At 63.1% G+C, this 21366-nt stretch carries 22 protein-coding genes; 7 read left to right on the top strand and 15 right to left on the bottom strand.

The features are described 5' to 3' along the window. Positions 1–12 precede the first annotated feature (12 nt). Both ubiE and ubiB read left to right on the top strand, forming a co-directional pair. Positions 13–780: a bifunctional demethylmenaquinone methyltransferase/2-methoxy-6-polyprenyl-1,4-benzoquinol methylase UbiE gene (gene ubiE, locus FHS84_RS04595; RefSeq protein WP_166930886.1), complete on the top strand. Its 768-nt coding sequence runs from the start codon at positions 13–15 to the stop codon at positions 778–780. After that, positions 780–2348, top strand: a complete 1569-nt coding sequence (ubiB, locus tag FHS84_RS04590; protein WP_166930883.1) for a 2-polyprenylphenol 6-hydroxylase — start codon at positions 780–782, stop codon at positions 2346–2348. The genes ubiE and ubiB overlap by 1 nt, the downstream gene beginning before the upstream one ends. Here the strand turns inward: ubiB and FHS84_RS04585 are convergent. Together FHS84_RS04585 and FHS84_RS04580 are read right to left on the bottom strand one after the other, a co-directional pair. Beyond that, on the bottom strand, positions 2345–2725 hold the full coding sequence (locus FHS84_RS04585; protein ID WP_166930881.1) for a hypothetical protein: 381 nt from the start codon (positions 2723–2725) through the stop codon (positions 2345–2347). The genes ubiB and FHS84_RS04585 overlap by 4 nt on opposite strands. After that, positions 2725–4116: an MATE family efflux transporter gene (locus tag FHS84_RS04580; RefSeq protein ID WP_166930879.1), complete on the bottom strand. Its 1392-nt coding sequence runs from the start codon at positions 4114–4116 to the stop codon at positions 2725–2727. Before FHS84_RS04580 ends, FHS84_RS04585 begins: the two co-directional genes overlap by 1 nt. Before the next feature lie 385 nt (positions 4117–4501). On the opposite strand from FHS84_RS04580, the gene FHS84_RS04575 reads away from it, so the two are divergent. Together FHS84_RS04575 and FHS84_RS04570 are read left to right on the top strand one after the other, a co-directional pair. After that, positions 4502–5443: a glycerophosphodiester phosphodiesterase family protein gene (locus FHS84_RS04575; protein WP_166930877.1), complete on the top strand. Its 942-nt coding sequence runs from the start codon at positions 4502–4504 to the stop codon at positions 5441–5443. A 186-nt stretch (positions 5444–5629) separates the two neighbouring features. After that, complete coding sequence (locus FHS84_RS04570) at positions 5630–6115, top strand: PAS domain-containing protein (protein WP_166930875.1); 486 nt, start codon at positions 5630–5632, stop codon at positions 6113–6115. 1 nt (position 6116) lies between these two features. Here the strand turns inward: FHS84_RS04570 and cysK are convergent, their stop codons facing one another. The 4 genes from cysK to coaBC form a co-directional block, all read right to left on the bottom strand. Continuing rightward, positions 6117–7076, bottom strand: a complete 960-nt coding sequence (gene cysK, locus FHS84_RS04565) for a cysteine synthase A (RefSeq protein ID WP_166930873.1) — start codon at positions 7074–7076, stop codon at positions 6117–6119. A 71-nt stretch (positions 7077–7147) separates the two neighbouring features. Next, positions 7148–7600, bottom strand: coding sequence for an RrF2 family transcriptional regulator (locus FHS84_RS04560; protein ID WP_166930871.1), 453 nt, complete (start codon positions 7598–7600; stop codon positions 7148–7150). Between the two features lie 5 nt (positions 7601–7605). Then, the gene (dut, locus tag FHS84_RS04555; RefSeq protein ID WP_166930869.1) at positions 7606–8055 is read right to left on the bottom strand and encodes a dUTP diphosphatase; all 450 of its coding nucleotides are present in this window, start codon (positions 8053–8055) and stop codon (positions 7606–7608) included. Then, positions 8052–9248, bottom strand: coding sequence for a bifunctional phosphopantothenoylcysteine decarboxylase/phosphopantothenate--cysteine ligase CoaBC (gene coaBC, locus FHS84_RS04550; RefSeq protein WP_166930867.1), 1197 nt, complete (start codon positions 9246–9248; stop codon positions 8052–8054). The genes dut and coaBC overlap by 4 nt, the downstream gene beginning before the upstream one ends. Positions 9249–9397: 149 nt before the next feature. Here coaBC and FHS84_RS04545 point away from each other — a divergent pair, with 149 nt between their 5' ends. Together FHS84_RS04545 and FHS84_RS04540 are read left to right on the top strand one after the other, a co-directional pair. After that, positions 9398–9610 (top strand): hypothetical protein, encoded by a 213-nt coding sequence (locus FHS84_RS04545; protein WP_166930865.1) that lies wholly within the window; start codon positions 9398–9400, stop codon positions 9608–9610. Between the two features lie 66 nt (positions 9611–9676). Further along, complete coding sequence (locus FHS84_RS04540) at positions 9677–10612, top strand: alpha/beta hydrolase (RefSeq protein WP_166930863.1); 936 nt, start codon at positions 9677–9679, stop codon at positions 10610–10612. Here the strand turns inward: FHS84_RS04540 and FHS84_RS04535 are convergent, their stop codons facing one another. From FHS84_RS04535 to FHS84_RS04525, 3 genes are all read right to left on the bottom strand, one after another. After that, complete coding sequence (locus tag FHS84_RS04535; protein ID WP_166930861.1) at positions 10613–11284, bottom strand: polysaccharide deacetylase family protein; 672 nt, start codon at positions 11282–11284, stop codon at positions 10613–10615. After that, on the bottom strand, positions 11281–12096 hold the full coding sequence (locus FHS84_RS04530; RefSeq protein ID WP_166930859.1) for a hypothetical protein: 816 nt from the start codon (positions 12094–12096) through the stop codon (positions 11281–11283). The genes FHS84_RS04535 and FHS84_RS04530 overlap by 4 nt, the downstream gene beginning before the upstream one ends. Before the next feature lie 83 nt (positions 12097–12179). Next, positions 12180–13106 carry a diacylglycerol/lipid kinase family protein gene (locus FHS84_RS04525; RefSeq protein WP_166930857.1) on the bottom strand — a complete coding sequence of 309 codons (927 nt, stop codon included), beginning with the start codon at positions 13104–13106 and terminating at the stop codon, positions 12180–12182. Positions 13107–13239: 133 nt separating this feature from the next. On the opposite strand from FHS84_RS04525, the gene FHS84_RS04520 reads away from it, so the two are divergent. Further along, complete coding sequence (locus tag FHS84_RS04520; RefSeq protein WP_166930855.1) at positions 13240–14136, top strand: alpha/beta fold hydrolase; 897 nt, start codon at positions 13240–13242, stop codon at positions 14134–14136. Between the two features lie 65 nt (positions 14137–14201). Here the strand turns inward: FHS84_RS04520 and rpmG are convergent, their stop codons facing one another. From rpmG to topA, 6 genes are all read right to left on the bottom strand, one after another. Then, a complete protein-coding gene (gene rpmG, locus FHS84_RS04515; RefSeq protein WP_166930853.1) occupies positions 14202–14369 on the bottom strand; it encodes a 50S ribosomal protein L33 in 168 nt (55 codons plus the stop codon). Between the two features lie 96 nt (positions 14370–14465). Beyond that, positions 14466–15014: a hypothetical protein gene (locus FHS84_RS04510; protein ID WP_166930851.1), complete on the bottom strand. Its 549-nt coding sequence runs from the start codon at positions 15012–15014 to the stop codon at positions 14466–14468. A gap of 111 nt (positions 15015–15125) precedes the next feature. Then, positions 15126–15644: a hypothetical protein gene (locus FHS84_RS04505; RefSeq protein WP_166930849.1), complete on the bottom strand. Its 519-nt coding sequence runs from the start codon at positions 15642–15644 to the stop codon at positions 15126–15128. Positions 15645–15670: 26 nt separating this feature from the next. Then, a complete protein-coding gene (locus tag FHS84_RS04500; RefSeq protein ID WP_166930847.1) occupies positions 15671–16195 on the bottom strand; it encodes a hypothetical protein in 525 nt (174 codons plus the stop codon). Between the two features lie 94 nt (positions 16196–16289). Further along, positions 16290–18488, bottom strand: coding sequence for a ribonuclease R (gene rnr / locus FHS84_RS04495; protein ID WP_166930845.1), 2199 nt, complete (start codon positions 18486–18488; stop codon positions 16290–16292). Positions 18489–18490: 2 nt separating this feature from the next. After that, positions 18491–21166, bottom strand: coding sequence for a type I DNA topoisomerase (topA, locus tag FHS84_RS04490; RefSeq protein WP_166930843.1), 2676 nt, complete (start codon positions 21164–21166; stop codon positions 18491–18493). Positions 21167–21366: the final 200 nt, after the last annotated feature.

The following is a 21366-nucleotide window of genomic DNA, read 5'->3' as shown; positions in this document are numbered from 1 at the left end:
TAGACTAAGGCCATGTCTACAGAATCCTCTTCCCAGCATACCGCCTCTTTCGGTTTCCGCGACGTCCCAGCCAATGAAAAGGAAAAGCTGGTGCGCGGCGTGTTCTCGTCGGTCGCCCGCAATTACGACCTGATGAACGACCTGATGAGTGGCGGGGTCCACCGGCTGTGGAAGGACGCCATGGTCGACTGGCTGAACCCACAGCCGAGCTTCAAGTGCCTCGACGTGGCCGGCGGTACCGGCGACATCGCGTTCCGTATCGCCAAGTCGACGAAGCGCAAGGGCCGCGCCGCCGATATCACCGTTTGCGACATCAATCCGGACATGCTGGCGGAAGGCGTCAAGCGCGCCGAGGTGCTAGGCGAAAAATCGATCGGCTGGGTTGCAGGCGATGCCCAGGCGCTGCCGTTGCCCGACAACAGCTTCGACACCTACACCATCGCCTTCGGCATCCGGAATGTGACCCGCATCGACAAGGCGCTGGAAGAGGCGCGGCGGGTGCTGAAGCCGGGCGGGCGGTTCCTATGCCTCGAATTCTCGCAGGTCGTCGTGCCGGGGCTCGACGTGCTCTACGACAAGTTTTCGTTTCACATCTTGCCCAAGCTGGGCGAAGTGGTGGCGGGCGATCGCGAGGCTTATCAATATCTGATCGAAAGCATCCGCCGGTTCCCGCCGCAGGCCAAGTTCGGCCGCATGATCGAAGAGGCGGGGCTTTCGCACGTGACCATCCGCAATCTCTCCGGCGGGATTGCCGCCATGCATTCGGCCTGGAAGATCTGATGGCGGGGCGGCTGACCAATCTCTGGCGCGTCTGGAAGATGGCCCGCACGCTGGCCCGTCACGATGCGCTGTTCCCGGCCGAGTACATGACGCTGATGTCGCCACGCGTGCGCTTCCTGCGCCGGGTATTGGGCAGCGGCCGCGTCCAGGACGGCACGTCGCCCGGCGGACGGCTGGCGCGGGCCCTCGAAAGCCTGGGACCGGCGCACGTCAAGCTGGGGCAGGTGCTGGCAACCCGGCCCGATATCGTCGGCAGCGACGTGGCGCTGGAGCTGGAAGGCCTACAGGACAGGTTGCCGCCGTTTCCCTCCGCTGCTGCGCGCGCCGTGATCGCTGCCGAGTTCGGACGGCCGGTCGAAAGCATGTTTACGTCGCTCGGAGAGCCGGTGGCGGCCGCTTCGATCGCGCAGGTGCATTCGGCCGAAACCAGTGACACGCCGGCGCGACGCGTTGCCGTAAAGGTGCTGCGGCCCGGCATTGAGGAAGAATTCTCGCGCGACATGGATACGCTGGCCTATGCCGCGCATCTCGCCGAACGGTTCTCATCCGAGGCACGGCGCTTGCGGGCGACCGCTCTGGTGCGGACGCTGGCGGAAGCCACGGCGCTCGAACTCGATCTTCGTATGGAAGCGGCGGCGGCTTCGGAATTGTCGGAGCGTATGGCGGGCGACGAGCATTTCCGCATTCCCGCCGTCGACTGGAACCGCACCTCCGGCCGCGTACTCACGACCGAATGGATCGACGGCATACCGGTGCGCGATATCGAACGCCTCAAGGCCGCCGGTCACGATCCCAGAGAGATCGCGCTGATCCTGATGCGTACTTTCCTCACGCAGGCGCTGCGCGAGGGCTTTTTCCATGCCGACATGCATCCCGGCAATCTGTTCGTCGATGCTGAGGGGCGGCTGGTGGCTGTCGATTTCGGCATCATGGGACGGCTCGACGCCGGTATGCGCCGCTTCATGGCCGAGACCCTCGCCGGATTCCTGGCCCGCGATTACGTCCGGGTGGCGCAGGTACACTTCGAGGCCGGATTCGTGCCGCGGCATTTCCCGCTCGCTACCTTTGCCCAGGCGCTCCGGGCCGTCGGGGAACCGATCTTCGGCCGTCCCGCACGCGACATGAGCATGGCCAAGGTGCTGCAGCAGTTGTTCGACACCACGCGCCGCTTCGAGATGCAGGCCCAGCCGCAGTTGCTGCTGCTGCAGAAAACGATGGTGGTGGTGGAAGGCGTCGCGCGCCATCTCGATCCCGAATTCGACATGTGGGAAGCCGCCCGTCCGGTGGTGGAAGCCTGGATGCGCGATCAGCTTTCGCCGCAGAAGCAGTTGCGCGAGGCGGGCGAAGGGCTGAAGGCGTTGGGGGCGGCGCTCCGCGAACTGCCGGATTTCGTGCGCAATACGCAAGCCATCTCGTTGATGCTGGCGGAAGGCGGCCTCAGATTGCATCCGGAAACGGCGAAGGAAATCGCCGCGGCGCAGCTGCAGCACACGCGTTTTTCCCGTTTGTCGTTATGGCTGGTCGCTGCCGCGGCCGGTATCGGCGCGGTGATCTGGAGATTGTTTTAGGTCAGCCGGATCCGGCCGGCGTCGCAGAAGTGATTGCCGCCCGCACCGGAATAGATCACCTTGACCCACACCACGTGATCCCTGAGATCGGGAATGTCCGGCAGGCGGACATGCACGACACCGGGAGCGATCGTCCGTTCCGTTACCAGCACGCCGGCCACGCCCGACGAGGTATCGTCCCGCCCCGGATACATCACCACCCGGACCGCGTCGGCTTCGACCTGTTCGACTTTGGGGCAGGCGACATCGAGTGACGCGCCGCGCTTGAGTTCGGGAACCGAGGATCCGCCGCCGGCAGGATCGTCATGAATGGCGGCCGGAAATGCCAGCGCCGCGCCGGTGAAAACTGCCAAGCCAAGCAGTGCCCTAACGAGCATCATTTCCTCCGCTGGCGGGTCAGCGAGACGAACCGCCAACTCAATAAGAGTGCCGCTGTCATTAAGGCAAAAGCAAGGCCGGTCCACACCCCGAAGCCCTGCCAGCCCAGGCCGACGCCCAGTCCCAGGCAGAGCGGAAAGCCGATCAGCCAGTAGGCCGCGCCGGCGATCCACATCGGCATGCGGGCGTCCTTGAGACCCCTCAAGCTTAACGAGGCGACCACCTGGATACCGTCGAAAATCTGGAACGCTGCCGCGATCTGGAGGAATCGGGCACACAGCGCCATGACGTCCGCATTGTCGGCGCTCTCGGCGAAATAAAGGGCGGCGATCTGGTGCGGGAAGACTGCCAAAACCACAGCCATGGCCGACATGAATCCGGCCCCGATACCGAGTGCGGTGAAGCCGGCCCGGCGGGCGCCAACCATGTCCGCGGCACCGGCCGCCAGACCGACTCGAACCGTCGCCGCCAGCCCGATGCCGAGCGGCACCATGAAGGTGATCGAGGGAACGTTGATGGCAACCTGATGCGCCGCCACGGTGACGGTCCCGAAGGTCCCCATCACCAGCGTCGCGGCGTTGAACAGCGCGGCCTCGAACAGCATGGTCATGCCGATCGGCATACCGAGGCGGAACAGTTCGGCGAACTTCTGCCAGTCCGGCCGGAAGAAGCGGCGGAAGATGCGGTATTCGCTGAGATCGCGCGAGGCGAGTACCACCGCGACCATGGCGAGACAGCTAAACGTGTAGGAACACGCGCTGGCGATGCCCGAGCCGAGCAGCCCGAGCTTCGGGAAGCCGAAATGACCGAAGATCAGGGCGTAGTCCGCCAGGCCGTTGAAGATGATCGTGATCAGCATCACCCATAGCGACGCCTGCGGCCGCTCCAGCGCCGTCACGTAGCTGCGCAGGACCTGGAAGCCGAGCGAAAACACCAGTCCGACGCTCAATGGGCGCACAAACTGTGCCGCTGCCGCCGCCAGCGAGGGCTGCTGGTGCAGCAAGACGAGGATCGGTTCCGCGAACATCAAGAACGTCGTCAGCGGTATGCTGATGAGGATCGTGACCCAAAAGCCCATGCGGACGACCGCGCGCACATTGGCGCGATCGCGGCGGCGTGCGCCCAGAATGTGCGCGATCATCGGCGAGATCGCCGCCGTCGGGCCCATCCCGAACAGCCAGGCGAAATAGAAGATGGTGTTGCCCAGCGCGGCACCGGCCAGCGCTTCTTTCGACAGGCGGCCGAGCATGATGACGTCGGTGGTCAGGATAGCCATCTGGGCAAGCTGGGTAGCCACCAGTGGCATGGCGAGTTTCATCAGCTCGCGCGCTTCTATGACCCAGGGCGAGGTGAGGGGGCGGATATCGTTGGTTTCGGTGTATTCGGACATGACACTTCTCGGAAAACGACAGATAGAAACAACTCCCCCGAAGCCTGGGCTCGGGAGGGTCGGGCTAAACCGTTTTCGATTGGTCTATCCGAGACGCATCTCGCGAGCCGCGACGGCGATTACGCCGCGCTTCGGGGCATGAATGCGGAACGACGGGGTCATTCTTTGCCGACTCGCTGTGCCTGCACGAAGGCCAATCCTCCGTGCTTGGGACAGGGGCACCTACGACGGGCATCTTGGGAAGTCAACTCACCCCAGGCGACTTCCGGCGCGGCCGGTGCAAAGCGGCAACAAAGCGTGATGGCTCCGGCCCGCGAATCGACCGGCAACGCTTTGTCGATGCACTGGTTCCCTGTAAGATGAATCAATTGGTTGGGATGACGCCATGGCACCGTGGAACATCGCCCATCGTGGGGGGGCACAACTTCGGCCGGAGAACACTCTGTCCGCCTTTGCGGATTCGGTTTGGCGCGGTTGCGACGGGGCCGAACTCGACGTTCAGCTCTCGGCTGACGGCGAAGTCGTCGTTTATCACGACTGGCGCCTGAAACCCGAACATTGTCGCGACATCCACGGGTTCTGGATCAAGGAGCCCGGCCCGCGCATCAAGGACTTGACCCTCGACGAGTTGCGCCAATTCGATGTCGGCAGCGCCCGTCCCGGAAGCGAATACGCGCGCAAGCATCCCGGTGTGCATTGGCAGGACGAAGAATCCGTGCCGCTGCTGTCGGAAGTGGTCGCGGTTGCCAAGACGGCGCGCCGGGCTTTCCACCTGATCGTCGAACTGAAGACCTCGTTCGCCAATCGCGACGAGTCCGCCGATCCGCAGGAGTTGGCGGAAAAGACGATCGCGGTGCTCAAGGAGCAACACTATCTCGATCATACGATTTTCGTAGGATTCGACTGGGCGGCGCTGATCGCGGCCAAGAAACTGGCGCCGGAGATCGAATGCTGGTTCACGACCATGCCGCAAAGCTGGTTTGAGCCGGGTACGCCGTTGCCGGAAAGCGATCCGCCGTCGGAACCGGCGTTGCAGATGCTGCGCTATTGGGCGCAGGAAGGCATCTCGCCGTGGGCGGCGGGCTTCGATGCCATCACGTACGAAGGCTCCATCTTGAAGGCGATCAAGGCAGCGGGTGGCGACGGTTGGGATCCGATGTGGGTGGATATCACGCCGCAGAACGTGAATGCGGCGCGCGAACTCGGGCTGAAGCTTGCAACCTGGACGGTGAACGAGCCGGCCGAAATGGTGCGCCTTGCCGGTTGTGGTTTGGATGCAATCTACACCGACCGTCCAGACCTGCTGATGGCAACACTTACCTCGTAGCGGGAAAACGGCCTATTGTTGCGCGAGATGCCGCCATGCGGTCGCGCAGCGCGTGCAACCGGTTCGTACGTACTACACGCAATGCCTTGGTTTCACCACGCCTGTCAGAAAACGGCCCGTATTTGTTAACGGACGGGTGAGGCGCCCCCGGTAGCTTCGCGAGGCTATCAGGACCTGCAGCCCCTCATGGATACGCTTGCCCGCTGGATCGAGAACGAGAACACCGAGTCCGAATACCGGGCGATCGATACGCTGACGCATCCCGATGCAACGACCGCATTGCGTTTCTGGGCGCGGCGCCCACAGGACGGCATCAGGATCGGACGCGACGTGCCTTCGCGCGCGATCGCCCGTTTGCTCAGTCATGTGGTGGTTTATACGCCGCTGAAAGATGGCAGCGATGCCGTCGTGCATCTTGCCGGCACCGGGCTGCGGATGCGGTTTGGGCGCGATATTACCGGCTTGAAGCTTTCGCAGATATTCGTGCCCGAGGATTTCAATGTGCGCCTTGCGGCGCTCAAAGACGTGATCGGACGCGGCGAACCGCGATTGGCCGAGGTCGTCCATCGCACCGGTGACATCGAAGTGCTCCGTCTGGAGCTTCTGACGTTGCCGGTGGTGGCGCCCAACGGCCAAGACCGCTGGGCGCTCGCCTTCGCATTCTACTTCTGACTCACACTCCCTCGAACAGCGCCGTCGACAGATAGCGTTCGGCGAACGATGGAATGATGACGATGATGGTTTTTCCCGCCATATCGGGCCGTGCGCCCACTTCCAGCGCGGCCGCCAGCGCCGCACCGGAGGAAATGCCGACCGGAATGCCTTCGCTTCTCGCCAGCTTGCGCGAGGTTTCGAAAGCCGTTTCGTTGGAAATCGTCACGACCTCGTCGATGATGCTGCGGTCGAGGATGGCCGGAATGAAACCGGCGCCGAGCCCCTGAATTTTGTGCGGGCCGGGCTGACCGCCGGACAGCACCGGCGAGTCCTCCGGTTCGACGGCGACCATTTTGACGCCAGGCTTTTTCGCCTTAAGCACTTGGCCGATGCCGGTGATGGTGCCGCCGGTGCCGACGCCCGAGATTACCACGTCGACCTTGCCTTCGGTGTCGTTCCAGATTTCCTCGGCGGTGGTGCGCCGGTGGATGTCGGGATTGGCGGGATTTTCGAATTGTTGCGGCATCATCGCGTCGGGATTTGCCGCTACCAGTTCTTGCGCCTTGGCAATCGCGCCCTTCATCCCTTTGGATGCTTCCGTCAGCACGATCTCTGCGCCGAGGAACGCCAGCATCTTGCGCCGCTCGATCGACATCGACTCTGGCATCACCAGTTTGAGGTGATAGCCCTTGGCGGCGGCGACGAAGGCGAGGGCGATACCGGTGTTGCCGCTGGTCGGCTCGACGAGAACGGTCTTGCCGGGCGTGATCTTGCCCTGGCGTTCGAGGGTCTCGATCATCGAAACGCCGATGCGGTCCTTGACCGACGCCAGCGGATTGAAGAACTCGAGCTTAAGAAGGATGTCGGCTTTGACTCCGGCTTCGGCCGGCAGGCGCGCGAGACGCACCAGCGGCGTATCGCCGATGGTTTCGGTGATCGAATTGAATATCCGGCCGCGGCCGGGCTTACGATCCGTCATGGCAATGTCCCTTTTTTCGGAGCGCTTCCCGATAAGTGGGCACCGGTTATCGGAAAAGAAGCGCGACTACCCTAAATCGTGAAATCGGCAGTGGTGTGGTCGTCGGCACTGACACCGGCGGCTCGAGCCTTCTGACACAGGTCTTCAACGGTTATGGCTTCCAATCGTGCCATCAACTCGTCCTGCAGCGATTGGATGAATGGCGTCACGATCCGCGCGCCCAGTTCGGAACGTGGCTGAGCGTCCTCGACGGTCTCGTCCTCTGCGAGTTCCGCGGCCCGTACGATATCGCCGACCGAAATGCGCCGCCGCTCCTTGGCGAGGCGATAGCCGCCCCGCGGACCGCGAACGCCTTTCAGGATGCCGGCGCGCACGAGCTGCTGCATCACCTGTTCGAGATAGCGTTGCGGCACACCTTGGCGGGCGGTGATTTCCTTGGCCTGAACGGGCTCGGGTCTTGCGTTGAAGGCGATGTCGATCACCGCTTCGAGGGCAAGGAGGGTTTTACGGGAAAGTTTGAGCATGGTTGTTACCGACGATGTGTTCCGGTGGACCCGAAGCCGCCCGCGCCGCGTTCGCTCGCGGGAAGTTCGGAAACTTCTTCGAGCTCGGCGATCTCGTGGCGGGCAATAATCATCTGGGCGATCTTCATCCCGCGCGTAATGCGGAATGGCTCGTCGCCGTGATTGATCATCGGGCATTTGATTTCGCCGCGGTAGTCGCTGTCGATCGTGCCGGGCGAATTGATGAGCGTGATGCCGTGTTTGAGGGCAAGCCCCGAGCGCGGTCGCACTTGGGCCTCGTAGCCGAGCGGCAGGGCGATGGAGAGTCCGGTCGGCACCAGCTTGCGTTCGCGAGGCTGGAGTACGATCTCGGCATCGACGGCCGCCAGCAGATCGAGACCTGCGGAGCCTTCGGTGGCATAGGTCGGCAGCGGCAGATCGGCGGCGTGGGGCAGGCGGAGAATGGCGAGTTTCATGCGTGTTCCAGAGTTTTGACGATGCGCGCCACCAGCCGCGACGCGATTTCGTTTTTATCCATTTCGGGCCACTCCTCGTGGCCGGCGGCGTCGATGATATGAACCTGGTTGCGATCGGCGCCGAACACGCCGTCCGCCACCGCACCGCCGACCTCGTTGGCGACGATCCAGTCGCAATCTTTCTTCGCGCGCTTCTGGGTGGCCTGAGCCACCACATCGTTCGTCTCGGCGGCGAAGCCGATCACCAGGCGCGGGCGCCGTCCGGCGTGGGAGACCGTGGCGAGAATATCGGGATTGGTGGCCAGTCGGATGGCGGCCGGCGCACCCGAAGTTTTTTTGATTTTGCTGTCGGCGACGTCTTCCGGACGCCAATCCGCGACGGCGGCCGTAAACACCGCGATATCGGCGGGAAGCGCAGTTTCGGTCGCCGCCAGCATGTCGCGTGCGGTTTCGACTTTGACGAGATTTACGCCGGCCGGCGGATCGAGCGACACAGGTCCGGAAATCAACGTCGTTTCGGCTCCGGCCTTGGTGAGTGCAGCGGCAATGGCATAGCCCTGTTTGCCGGAAGAGCGGTTGCCGAGGAAACGCACGGGATCGAGCGGTTCGTGGGTGGGTCCGGCCGTTACCAGTGCCTTCATGCCTTTCAGCGGCTGCGGACCGGAAATCAGCGCTTCGATGGCTGCGAGAATTTCATGCGGCTCGGCCATGCGTCCGGGCCCGTATTCGTTGCACGCCATCGCGCCGTCGTTCGGGCCGACGAAATGCACGCCGTCTTCGCGCAGACGCGCGACGTTGCGCTGTGTGGCCACGTGCTGCCACATCCGCACGTTCATCGCAGGAGCCATCAGCACCGGCTTGTCGGTCGCGAGCAGGGCCGTGGAAGCAAAATCGCTCGCCAGCCCATTTGCCGCCTGAGCGATCAAGTTTGCCGTCGCCGGCGCGACCACCACCAGATCGACCACCCGCGTCAGCTGGATGTGCCCCATCTCGGATTCGCTGCCGAGATCGAACATGTCGGTATGGGCTTTGTGGCCCGATAGCGCCGAAACGGTCATCGGCGTCACGAATTCCGTGCCCGCCTTGGTGATGATCACGCGCGAGTCGATGCCGCGCTCCTTGGCGCGCCGGATGAGGTCGAGGCTTTTGTAGGCAGCGATCCCGCCGCCAATGATCAGAAGGATACTGGCCATAATAGATGTCCCAAAACCCGAAACTATGATCGGGTTATTTAAATATAACGACCCGTCTGTGTAGTTTCCAGTATTTTCCGGGCGGTTCCTTAACCACCTGCTTACCTGCCCGTGCTGGAATCGGCAACGTCCGCGAGAAGGGGCTCTCCATGGCCATTTCCGCTTCCGAGCTTTGCCATCTAGCCGGTGAACTAGCCGCCGAACACGGCTTTTTGGCGCGCGATTACGCGCAACGCGCTTACCGGACCCTCGACGTCGAAGGCTTTCACGACCGGGCCCAGTTCTGGTTTGCGCTTTCGATTCTCGTGGATGACGTGCTGTCGCACGGCTTGGATCCCGACGCCGATCCATCCATTCAATAGTTCCGGCCTTGCGCGACGTTGCGCAGCCTGTTCAGACTGACCCGGCAGTTAACCGACGACGCAACCATGCCTCTCGATCCTCTGGTGCGGGCGTTTCTCGACCAGCTTCCGCCCCGGCCCAAGGCCTGGGAGGTGACGCCGGAGGAGGCGCGCACCGGCTTCACGGCGATGGTGAAAGCTTACGGCGTCAAAGACGTTCCGATCGGCAAGGTCGAGACGGTGAGCATGCCCGGTCCGGGCGGTACCATGGCGCTCCGGATCTACACGCCGGTCGCGGCCGGCGGCGAGGCATTGCCCGCACTGGTCTATTACCACGGTGGCGCTTTCCGGCACGGCGACTTCGAAGCCTATGAAACCACCTGTCGCTTCCTGGCAGGCGAAGCGGGCTGCCGTGTGATTGCCGTCGACTACCGCCGCGCGCCGGAGAATCCGTTTCCAGCCGCGGTGGAGGATGCAGCCGCTGCTATCGCTTGGATCGAAACCAATGCCGTGACGCTGGGCGTCGATCCCAACCGCATTGCCGTCGGAGGAGATTCCGCGGGAGCCAATCTGGCGGCAGTGGCGTGCCAACTGGCGACGGCCGCGGGGCAGCCGCATGTTCTGTACCAGATGCTGCTATTCCCGGTGACGCAATTCGGCTCCACGTTCGCGTCGATGTCGGCGTGTGCGGAAGGCTACAATCTTGACCGGGACAGTCTCGAATACTGCTTCGGGCTGTACGCGCCGAAAGAACTCTGGAACGATCCGCGCGTATCGCCGCTGCAGGCGGAAAAGCTCGCCGGCCTGCCGCCTGCGTTCGTCCTTTTGGCCGAGTACGATCCGCTGCACGACGAAGGTCTCGCCTACGCCGAAAAGATGCGCGCCGCGGGTGTTGCGGTCACGCTGGTCGATTGGCCCGGCGCGATCCACGATTTCATCTTGTATCAGGCGATGTTGCCGCAAGCCCGCGAGGCGCTGGTGGAAGCGGCGCGCGCGGTGAAAGAGGCTTTCGACGAATTCTAGTCAGGCCGCCCAGATCGCGGCATTGCCGGCGCGGCGCCAGATGCGCAGGAAGGTGAGTGCAGCTTCGGCGGCGTCGGGCTTGCGTATCATGAGGGCACTGATTTCCCGCGTCCCCATATCGGCGGTGATGCAATCGCGCCGGACGAGCCATGCGCCTTCGATGGACGGCCCGCGGAAGCTCGAATACACGCGTCCAATGCCCAGCCGGCGCAATACGGCGAGCACACGGCGGTCGCAATGGCCGTAGGGGATTGCGACGGATCGCACCGGCGCTTTGATGATGCCCGCCAGACGTTCGATCGACCGGGTCACGTCGTTCGCGATTTCCGCATCACCGGCGTGGAGCCAGTTAAGATGGGCGCAGCCGTGCGAACCGATTTCCATTCCTGCTTGGTGAAGTTCGAGAATGTCATGTTCGGTGACGTAGCCCGGCGTGCCGATACGGTCGGAGGGGATGAAGAATGCGGCGGTAAGCCCGGCTTCGACAAGTTTGGGCAGCACGATGCGCGCGTCGGTGTCGTTGCCGTCATCGAATGTGAGGCAGGCTCCGTGTGCTTTCGTTTCGGCCAGCACGCAGGCGAAGGCGGCTTCGCTGATCCAGTAAGGCCGCTCGTCGAGTTCGACGCGCTCCGGTGCGGGACCGATCCCGTGCAGCATCAGGCAGACACTCATGCGGGTGCTCCCGCAGTTTTGCCGCCCGAGCGAAAATCGGCGCCGACATGCGCGATCAGTGTCAGGGCTAGGCGGCCCTTCAGCGTCAACGGCACCACGGCGTCATAGGTATCGGCGAAATAGCCGCCGAACGATTGCTTGAAATGGGCGATGTTGATCTGCTCGCGGTCTTCGGTGCCGCGATAGACGCCGCCGAAATCGTAGATTTTCACGCCGTCCGCCTTGAAGCGGAGCATGTCCTGCCAATGGTGCAGACGATGGGCGCGGCCGACCATGTTGTTCCATTTGGAGTCGCGCGTCGGGTCCATGTCGGAAATCGTGGTGTGCAGCCGCACCCGCTCCGGTGTGCGGACGTAGGCATGCCACGACAGGATATGGCCTTCGGCGCTGCGGCTGACCGTGAGTTCGAAGCGGTGCTGGGCAATGAGATCGCGGATCTGCCCGATACCGAGCGCGCCCGCATTCGCTTTGCGCCGCCACAGTTTCCAATAGGATTCGAGAAAGTGGTCCCAGATGGCTTGGTTGAGCGGCAGGACCGAAGCAACCGTGACGCCTTCCCGCACGGCTTGGCGCAGCACCTTGCGGGTATGCGCGTTGACGGCAGCAAGGAGCGCGTCCTCGGGCTGCGTCAGGTCGATCAGGATCGTCGGGCGGTATTCGTTGGCGACGTTGGGATAAGGGGCGGGCAGGTCGCACAGCTTCAGCACGTCCACGTGCGGCGGCGAGGCGGGCACAGCGAAGTATGCGACTTCGGTCCGCACCAGATGGCGCCATATACGCCACGCAAACGACGTGTGAGGTACGAAAGACATGTCGGCCAGGCTGGGTTTCCGGCCGCCACTTTACGCGTGCGGGTGGTAACGGCTGGTTAAGGACATGGCCGCGGGAGGCGCCTTCACCAGCGCACGTTCAAGGCGCGCGGCAGGATTTCGAAGGTAGCGGGCAGTCGCCCGACACACTGACCGTCGGTTTCGAGCAGGACGGGACGGCCATGCGTGTCGGCTACCGGCGCGGCGACGACTTTGCGGCCGCGCACCACGCGCACATTGGGGTTACCGATGTGCTCGCCGGTGTAGATCAGTTTCATGTCCTTGATCGTGCCGAACCCGGCGTCGATGACGACTACGTCAAACTGGCCGTCGTCCGGTTCGGCATCGGGCGCGACGTGCATGCCGTCGCCGAAAACGCGCCCGTTCGCGACCGCCACCGTCGAGACGTTCAAGATCTCGTCCATGGCGCCTTCGACGATCAGGCGCACCGCGCGGCTGCGATAGCGCAGCAATGCCAGTGCGCTGTGCGCTCCGAATGTGAAACTCGGGCCGAAGCGGCGCAGCACCCGCGAACGGTTCACGGAACCGACGATCAGTCCGGAGAGGCCAAACGAGGCGACGTTCGCGAAGTAGCGCATGCGCGGCACACCCTCCCGCGACAGGTAGCGCACGCGACCGACATCGATCGACCGGATGTGCGCCTTGCGCAGATGGGCGACGGCATCCTCGTCGCGCGCCACGGGTTTGCGGCCGAAGGTCTTGTCGAAATTGTCTCCCACCGGCGCCAGCACGGCATCGGGCGATACGGCGCCGTCGGCATCGAAGAAGCCGTTGATCGCTTCGTTGATTGTGCCGCCGCCGCCGACTGCGACGATTTCGGAATGACCTTCCTTAAGCGCAGCGGCAACAAGTTCGGTGATTTCTCCCCGCCGCCGCGCAAACGCCACCGACATGTAGGGATACATCGCCGCCAGCGCGGGTTCGAGCGTCCGCCAATTGCGGCGCACATTGCCGCCGGGAGATCGCGGATCGACGATGACGAAGGCGCTCATGCGAACGGAAGGCTCGTTTCGCTGCGACCTCTTGTCAAGCGTGGTGGCGGCATCGAAACTCGTCGTCCGGCGCTTTCGAAAAATGCGATGGCCGATTTCCGGCCAAAAAGCTCGGTAAATTCGCGGAGATTTGATGACGCGATTTCATGTCAATGGCGTGGAGATCGATGCCGACGTCTTCGGACCCAGTGACGGAATCCCCCTTCTGATGATCCACGGCTTCGGCCAGCAGTCGATTTCCTGGGGCGACGACTGGATCGCCGGTTTTACCCGCGCCGGATTCAAGGTGATTGCATACGATCATCGCGACACCGGGCTGTCGCAGAAATGGGATGGCGTGCTGCCGGATTATGCGGCGATCTCGCAGGCGATGCGGGAAGGACGAAAGCCGCCCGCGCCTTACACGTTGTCGGACCTTGCGGCCGACGCGGCGGGGCTGCTGGATGCGCTCGGAATTGAAAGCGCGCACGTCCTGGGCGCGTCGATGGGCGGGAAGATCGCGCAGCTTGTGGCCCTCGATCACCGTGCCAAGGTGCGTTCGCTGACCGCCATTTTTTCTACGACGGGCGAGCGGGACTTGCCGCCCTCGACGCGCGAAGCCCAGGTCGCGCTGCTGTCACAGCCGGAGGGCGAGGATCGCGCATCGGTGGTCGCCCATATCGTGGCGAGCCGGCGTGCTTATGCCTCGACGGGGTTTGCGAGCGATGACGCGAAGTCCGCCGAGCACATCGGACGCTGCTACGACCGCATGTATTATCCCGAAGGCGCGCTTCGACATTGGGCGGCGATCCTGGCGTCGCCCCCGCGCGGCGACCGCCTCAAGAGCCTCGATATTGCGGCGCTGATTCTACACGGCGCTGCCGATACGCTGATTCCGCCCGAGCATGGCCGCCGTTTGGCGGCGCGCATTCCCGGCGCGGTCTATCACGAGATTCCCGGCTGGGGGCACGACATGCCGCCGGCGCTCATCCCGCGTCTGCACGAGCTGATCGTGCCGTTTCTGCGAAAGGTGGAGGAGGGCCCAAAATGAAAACGGCCGCCGAGCGGCGACCGTTTCCTGGCGTTCGAGACGCCGAATTCTGCAGGACAGGCAGATTACTTAATCTTGCCTTCCTTAAATACGACGTGCTTGCGCAGCACCGGGTCGTACTTTTTGACCGTGAACTTCTCGGTCATGGTGCGGGTGTTCTTCTTCGTCACGTAGAAAAAGCCCGTGCCGCCCTCGCTGTTGAGCCGGATTTTTGCCGTTGTCGGCTTCGCCATAGGGATCTCCAAAAGAAAAACGCCCGAAGGGCGCGTAACCTACTGACAGGGCGCGGGAAGTCAAGGCGGCGAGACATAAAACAACGGGCTTTGCGGTCACAGGCAGGGAAATTGGCCATAGCAGCCAAAAACCTTGTTAAACCAATGCTGTAGAGCCAGTAGTCCGATCAAGGCCGCGACCATGGCGGTGCCCGCCAGGACCTGTTTGGCCACCGAAATGGGGCGGTGTGGCGCCCTGTACTCCTTGAAACAGCGCTCGCAACGGAGAATCCATCCCACCGGTGGCAGCACGCTGCTCGTCATCATCGATAGCGCTACGGCGAGAGCCGCCCGCGGAAATGGCCGCCGTTTCCGGTATTCGGTGCCGCCGCAATAAGGGCAGACGGGATCGTCAAGATCGCCCAGCTCCTGCCGCAGAATCTCCCGGTAGTCCCCCCGGCAGCAGGCGCGTTCGACTTCGCGTGCCAGTTCAATTTCATCCGCGGAAACCTGCACCTTCACGCCGCCGAGCGCGTTCGACAGCATCCATTTATTGGCGACATGCATCTCGTGCGACACGACAGCAAAGATGCCTTCCGCCTCCAGCCGTCCGCGGAAGAGATGCGCTTCATAAGGTTCGCGAAAAGCCGAAACCGTGACCAGCACGCCGGCGCCCCCCGCCACTAGATTGGTCGCGCTTTCGAACGGAAAACCGGACTCCACTTTTCCTGAAAGCGCTCCGTGCGGAGCAACTATAGCGCGATTTTGGGATGAGGCCTAATTGCAGCCCTCGGCGGCGGCGATGACCGGGGTGTCGCCGGCGCGGATGCTTTTGACCGTTTTGCCGTTGGTTTCGAAGATGATCCCGCGGCTGCGGTCCGGGCTCTGCACCACGATGGTATGCCATGTCGGATCGGCAGGATTGGGCTTGATGACGGCGTCCGGATAGGCTTTCAGGACGTCTTCTTCCTTGGCGCGGAGCCCGATTCCTTTATCGGTTTGCGCCGAGGTTTCGACGGCGCCGGCGTCGAAATCGACGTCGATGCGGACGAGCTTGCTCTTCTCCAACATGAAACGCAGGCCCATGGCTCTGAACTGGGGCAGCGTGAATTGCTCGCACGCGTCCGAGGCTGCGGGGTTGTAGGGCTTTTCGTCTTGCAGGAGGCGCAGCACCCGTTCGGCCGGCATGCCGAACTTAAGCGACCCGTAGCCGTCGAGCGAGAGCGTCGGGTCCGCAGCCCAAGCACCGGTGCAGAGAAAGATCGTCGCGCACGCGCAAGGCAAAACGTGTTTCACGAAATCATCCTCGTCATTTTTCGCGGCTAGTCGCAGCCGTTGGGGTAGGCGATAGCCGGATAAGCGCCCGCCCGCATACTTTTGACCGTCTTGCCGTTGGTTTCGAACACGATGCCTTTGGTGTGATCAGGCGCATCGGCGATGATGGTGTGCCACGTCGGATCGGACGGATTGGCTTTCACGCGGGCGCCGGGATAGGCCTTCATAACGTCCGCTTCGGTCGAGCCGAGACCGACGCCGGTGGTGGTCTTGATCGTCTCCGGGATGGCGCTCTTGCCGAAATAATCGACATTGATGCGGGTCAGAAATTTGGACTCGATCATCACGCTGAGGCCGGACGGCTCGAGTTTTTTGGTCGTGAGCGTCGAACATCCGCGGCTGATGAACTGGTTGTAGCCAAGCTTGTCGCGCAGCAGCAGTTCGACCTTGTCGACCGGCATGCCGATCTTGACGTCGCCGATCCCGTCCGGGCTGAGACCGTTCGGAAACTCGTCGGCCAGAGCCGGCACGGCCGCGGTCAGAACCATCGAGAGAACCAGCGCGCGCTTCATCGACCACTCCCAACAAACAGACCCATCCTATTTAGGCGAAGCTCTGGTGGAAGTCCTGTCCGCGTCAATGGTAATCGCACATTTTGCGACAATCTTACCGCCGCCGTTTGCTGCGCGGGCGGACAACGGGAGCCCGGCGGCGCGGCGGAGGGGCTTCGCTTTCTTCGGCAAGGTCGAATCTCAGTCCGCCCGTCAGTGGCGCCGCTTCGGCCAGCTTGACGCGGAGCTTGTCGCCGAGGGCGTAGCTGGTGCCGGTACGGTCGCCGATCAGGGCGTGTCGGCGCTCGTCGTGCCGGAAATACTCCTGGCCCAGGACACGAGCAGGCAGCAGCCCTTCGGCGCCGGTGTCGGCAAGCCTCACGAACAGACCGAAGCGGGTCACGCCGGTCACGCGGGCATCGAAGCTGGCGCCGACGCGGTCTTCCATGAAGGCGGCAACGTAGCGATCGGTGGAATCGCGCTCCGCCGCCATGGCACGGCGCTCGGTCATCGAGATGTGCTCGGCGGTCTCGGAAAGCCGCACGACTTCCTTGTCGGTCAGCCCGCCGTCGCCAAGCTTCAGTCCGCGGATAAGGGCGCGGTGAACCACCAGATCCGCATATCGGCGGATCGGCGAGGTGAAATGCGCGTATTTCGCGAGATTGAGGCCGAAGTGGCCGACATTGGTATCGTCGTAGATCGCCTGTGCCTGGGTGCGCAGCACGACGTCGTTCATGACGAGTTCGTGCGGGCCGCCTTTGGAATTGGCAAGGATGCGGTTGAACACCGCCGGCTTCATCACCTGTCCTTTGGCGAAGCTGACGCCGATGGTGCGCAGGTAATCCGAAAAGCCGAACAACTTCTCCTTCGAGGGTTGATCGTGCACGCGATAGATTAGCGGCGTGCGGGCTTTCTCAAGGGTCTCCGCCGCGGCGACATTGGCCAGCACCATGAACTCCTCAATGAGTTTCATGGATTCGAGGCGTTCCTTGAAGGCGATGGAGGCGATCTTGCCGTCCGCGCCGATTTTGATCTGGCGTTCGGGCAAATCGAGTTCGAGCGGATCGCGGCCGGCGCGCTCTTTGAGTAGGACGAGATACGCCCCCCACACGTCGTGAAGTGCCTTGCGCACGGTCTCGGACATATCAGCATCGGGCTTGCCGTCGAACGCGCGTTGCGCCTGGGCATAGGTGAGCCGGGCGGCCGACCGCATCATGCCGCGCAGGAATTCATGGCGCCTCTTGCGGCCGTTGGCGTCGAACACCATGCGCACCGCCATGCACGGCCGGTCGACGCCTTCCTTCAACGAGCAAAGATCGGCCGACAGCTTTTCCGGCAGCATCGGCACCACCCGGTCGGGGAAGTAGACCGAGTTGCCGCGCTTGTAGGCTTCACGGTCGAGCGCATTGCCGGGGGTGACATAATGGGCGACATCGGCGATCGCGACGATGGCAACAAAGCCGCCTTTGTTCGCCGGATCGGTATCGGGCGCGGCCCACACCGCGTCGTCGTGGTCGCGAGCATCGTCGGGATCGATGGTGAGGAGCGGCGTATTCCGCAAATCGGTGCGTCCGGCCGCAGTTGCGGGGCCGGCGGCATTGGCTTCGTCGAGTACCTCTTTGGGAAACTCGGTCGGAATGCCGTGGGCATGGATGGCAATGAGCGAAACCGCCTTGGGCGCATCCATCGAGCCGATGCGTTCGACCACGCGTGCCCGCGGGAAACCCGACGACCGGCCGGCGAGGGGCTCGCACACCACCAGTTCGTTGTTTTCGGCACCGAAGAGGTCGCGATTGTCGACGTTGAATTCGGATTTCGACTTGCGGTCGATGGGGGCGATACGGGCGAGACTGCCGCTGATCCGCACCACACCCAGCACCTTGTGCGCCGACGCGCCCAGCCGCTTGATAACTTTGGCTTCGAAGGTTTCGCCGACCGGCGTCAGCCGCGCCAGCACGCGCTCGCCCTGGCCGATGGCATCCTCGGTAACGACGATGATCTGCGGCGGTTCTTCGTTGGAATCCCACCGGCTCGGCCGCGCGAGAAGCTCGCCGTCGGGGTCTTGGCCGATAATCTCGAGTACCGCGATCTCGGGGATGGTGCCGGGTCGCACATAGCCGCGCTTGCGCGAGCCTTTCAGAAGCCCTTCGCCTTCGAGCTGCTTCAGGATCCGCTTCAGGATAATGCGGTCCGAGCCCTTGATGCCGAGCGTCTTCGCCAGATCGCGCTTGGTGGCGCCGGGATCTGCCGCCAAAGCATCAAGCACGCGCTGCCGGTCGAGAGGCGGCGCGTTCTTGGCGGGTCCGCGAGGCATCGCTATTCCGCCGCCGCTTTGACGGATTTCTTTTTCGGCGCAGCTTTTTTCTTCACGGTCTTCTTCTTGGCTGCCGGCTTTTTTGCTTCGGCTTTCGGCTTGGCGGTCTTCTTGGCTTCCGCTTCCGCCTTTTTCGCCGCGGCCTTGGCTGCCTTCTCCGCCTTTTTCTTCTGCTTGGGCGAGGGGCCCTTGGCAGCGCGTTCGGCAATCAGCGTGAGGGCCTGTTCCAGCGTCACGGCGTTCGGGTCGGAGCCATTCGGGATTGTGGCGTTGGTGGTGCCGTCGGTGACGTATGGCCCATAGCGGCCCTTCATCACCTTGATCGCGACGCCCTCGGCAGTATTGCCGAGTTCCTTGAGCGCTTCGGCGCCGCGCCGTCCGCCCCGAGCTTTCTTTTCGGCGAGGATGGTCACGGCGTGATTGAGGCCGATGGTGAACACATCGTCCGGCGTTTCCAGCGAGGCATAGGCGCCGTCATGCGCGACGTACGGCCCGAAACGGCCGAAGTTCGCGGTGATCGGCTTCTGTGTCTCCGGATGGATGCCGACTTCGCGCGGCAGCGACAGCAGCTTGACGGCGTAATCGAGCGTCACGCTGGTTGCATCGGTGCCTTTGGGCAGACCGGCGCGCTTGGGTTTGTCGGCTTCGCCGAGCTGAACATAGGGTCCGAACCGGCCCGAGCGCAGCGACACGTCTTCCTCGGTACCGGGAAATTTGCCGAGTACCTTGGGTTCTGCGGCACCTTCGCCGTTGGTCTGGCCGAGCTGGCGGGTGTAGCGGCATTCGGGATAGTTGGAACAGCCAACGAACGATCCGAAACGCCCCAATTTCAGGCTCAATTTGCCGGTGCCGCAGGTCGGGCAGACGCGCGGGTCGGTCCCGTCGGGCTGCGGCGGGAAAATGTGCGGTCCGATCACCTCGTTGAGGGCGTCGATCACCTGCGAGATTTTCAGATCTTTGGTGTCGCCGATGGCGGCAGAGAAATCGCGCCAGAAATCCTCGAGCAGCTTCTTCCAGTTGAGACTGCCTGCCGACACTTCGTCGAGTTTTTCTTCGAGATCGGCGGTGAAGTCGTATTCGACGTAATGGGTGAAGAAGTTGGTCAGGAACGCGGTGACGATGCGGCCCTTGTCTTCCGGAATGAAGCGGCCGCGCTCCAGGCGCACATAGGCGCGTTCGCGCAAGACCGACAGGATCGAGGCGTAGGTCGACGGGCGTCCGATGCCGAGCTCTTCCAGCTTGCGCACCAGCGAAGCTTCCGAATAGCGCGGCGGCGGTTCGGTGAAGTGCTGCTCGGGCAGGGTCTTCTCGATCGTGGCCGGATTACCGACGGCGACGCGCGGCAGGCGATTGCCGTCCTCGTCGGCCTCGTCGTCGTGGCCTTCCTGATAGAGAGTGAGGAAGCCGTCGAACAGCACGACGCTGCCGGTGGCGCGCAAGGTCACCTGACCGTCCTGCGAAACGACATCGACGGTGGTGCGCTCCATTTCGGCGCTTTCCATCTGGCTGGCGATGGCGCGCTTCCAGATCAGCTCGTACAGCTTGGCCTGTTCGGCATCGAGGTATTTGGCCACGCTTTCCGGGGTGCGGTGGAAGCTGGTCGGGCGGATCGCTTCGTGCGCTTCCTGGGCGTTCTTGGCTTTTGACGTGTATTGGCGCGGCGCATGCGGCACGTATTTCGCGCCGTAACGCTCGCCGGCCATGGCGCGCGCCTCCTGGATGGCGCTGCCGTCCATGGTGACGCCGTCGGTACGCATATAGGTGATGAGGCCGACCGTTTCGCCGCCGACGTCGACGCCTTCGTAAAGGTGCTGGGCAATTTGCATCGTCCGCTTGGCCGAGAATCCGAGCTTGCGGCTGGCTTCCTGCTGCAAGGTCGAGGTGATGAACGGCGGGGCGGGGTGGCGCTTGACCGGCTTGGATTCCACCGCGCCGATCGTGAACTTGCGCGACTTGATGGCGTCCACGGCCGCCTTGGCGTCCGCTTCGTTGCCGATGCCGAGTTTGTCGAGTTTCTTGCCGGCGAGGTGGGTCAGGCGGGCGGTGAACGGCGTCGGGGCCGCGTCTTCGCCATAGGCGAGCACGTTGGCATCGACCGTCCAGTACTCGTCGCTCTTGAACTTCTCGATTTCGAGTTCGCGGTCGACCACCAGGCGCAGGGCCACCGACTGGACGCGGCCGGCCGAGCGGGCGCCCGGCAGCTTGCGCCACAATACCGGCGACAGCGTGAACCCGACCAGATAGTCGAGGGCGCGGCGGGCGAGATAGGCGTCCACCAGTTCGCCGTTGATTTGGCGCGGATTGGCGATCGCTTCCAGCACGGCATTCTTGGTGATGGCGTTGAAGGTCACGCGCTCGACCGAGGCTTTGCCGAGTGCCTTCTTCTGCTTCAGCACCTCCAGCACGTGCCAGGAAATGGCTTCACCCTCACGATCCGGGTCGGTGGCGAGGATCAGTTTGTCGGCGGTCTTGACCGCATCGACGATGTCTTTGATCCGCTTCTGGGCCCGCTCGTCGACGTGCCAATCCATGGCAAAGTCCTCGTCGGGTCGCACCGAGCCGTCCTTAGCAGGAAGGTCGCGGATGTGGCCGAAGCTGGCGAGGACCTTATAGCCGGGGCCGAGATACTTATTGATGGTCTTGGCCTTGGCAGGGGATTCAACGACGAGAACGTTCATCAGATACGGAACTCAGAATGGAGCGGTGACAGGGGATATGTAGGGAGGGGGGACACTGGGGGAAGGGGCGGAACGGTGTCAACGCGCGATTTGGGGTCCAACCCCCTACTTTTGATTGCATTACGTGTGAATATTGGGCCAAATAGAACTTGTAGTTGCATTGCCGCCGCAGATTTCCTATCCTCACACTATAGTAAACC

This window comes from Rhizomicrobium electricum (assembly GCF_011762045.1).
GTDB lineage: Bacteria > Pseudomonadota > Alphaproteobacteria > Micropepsales > Micropepsaceae > Rhizomicrobium > Rhizomicrobium electricum.
The sequence above is the reverse complement of the archived record's forward strand: the minus strand, read 5'-3'. Positions and strand labels throughout refer to the sequence as shown.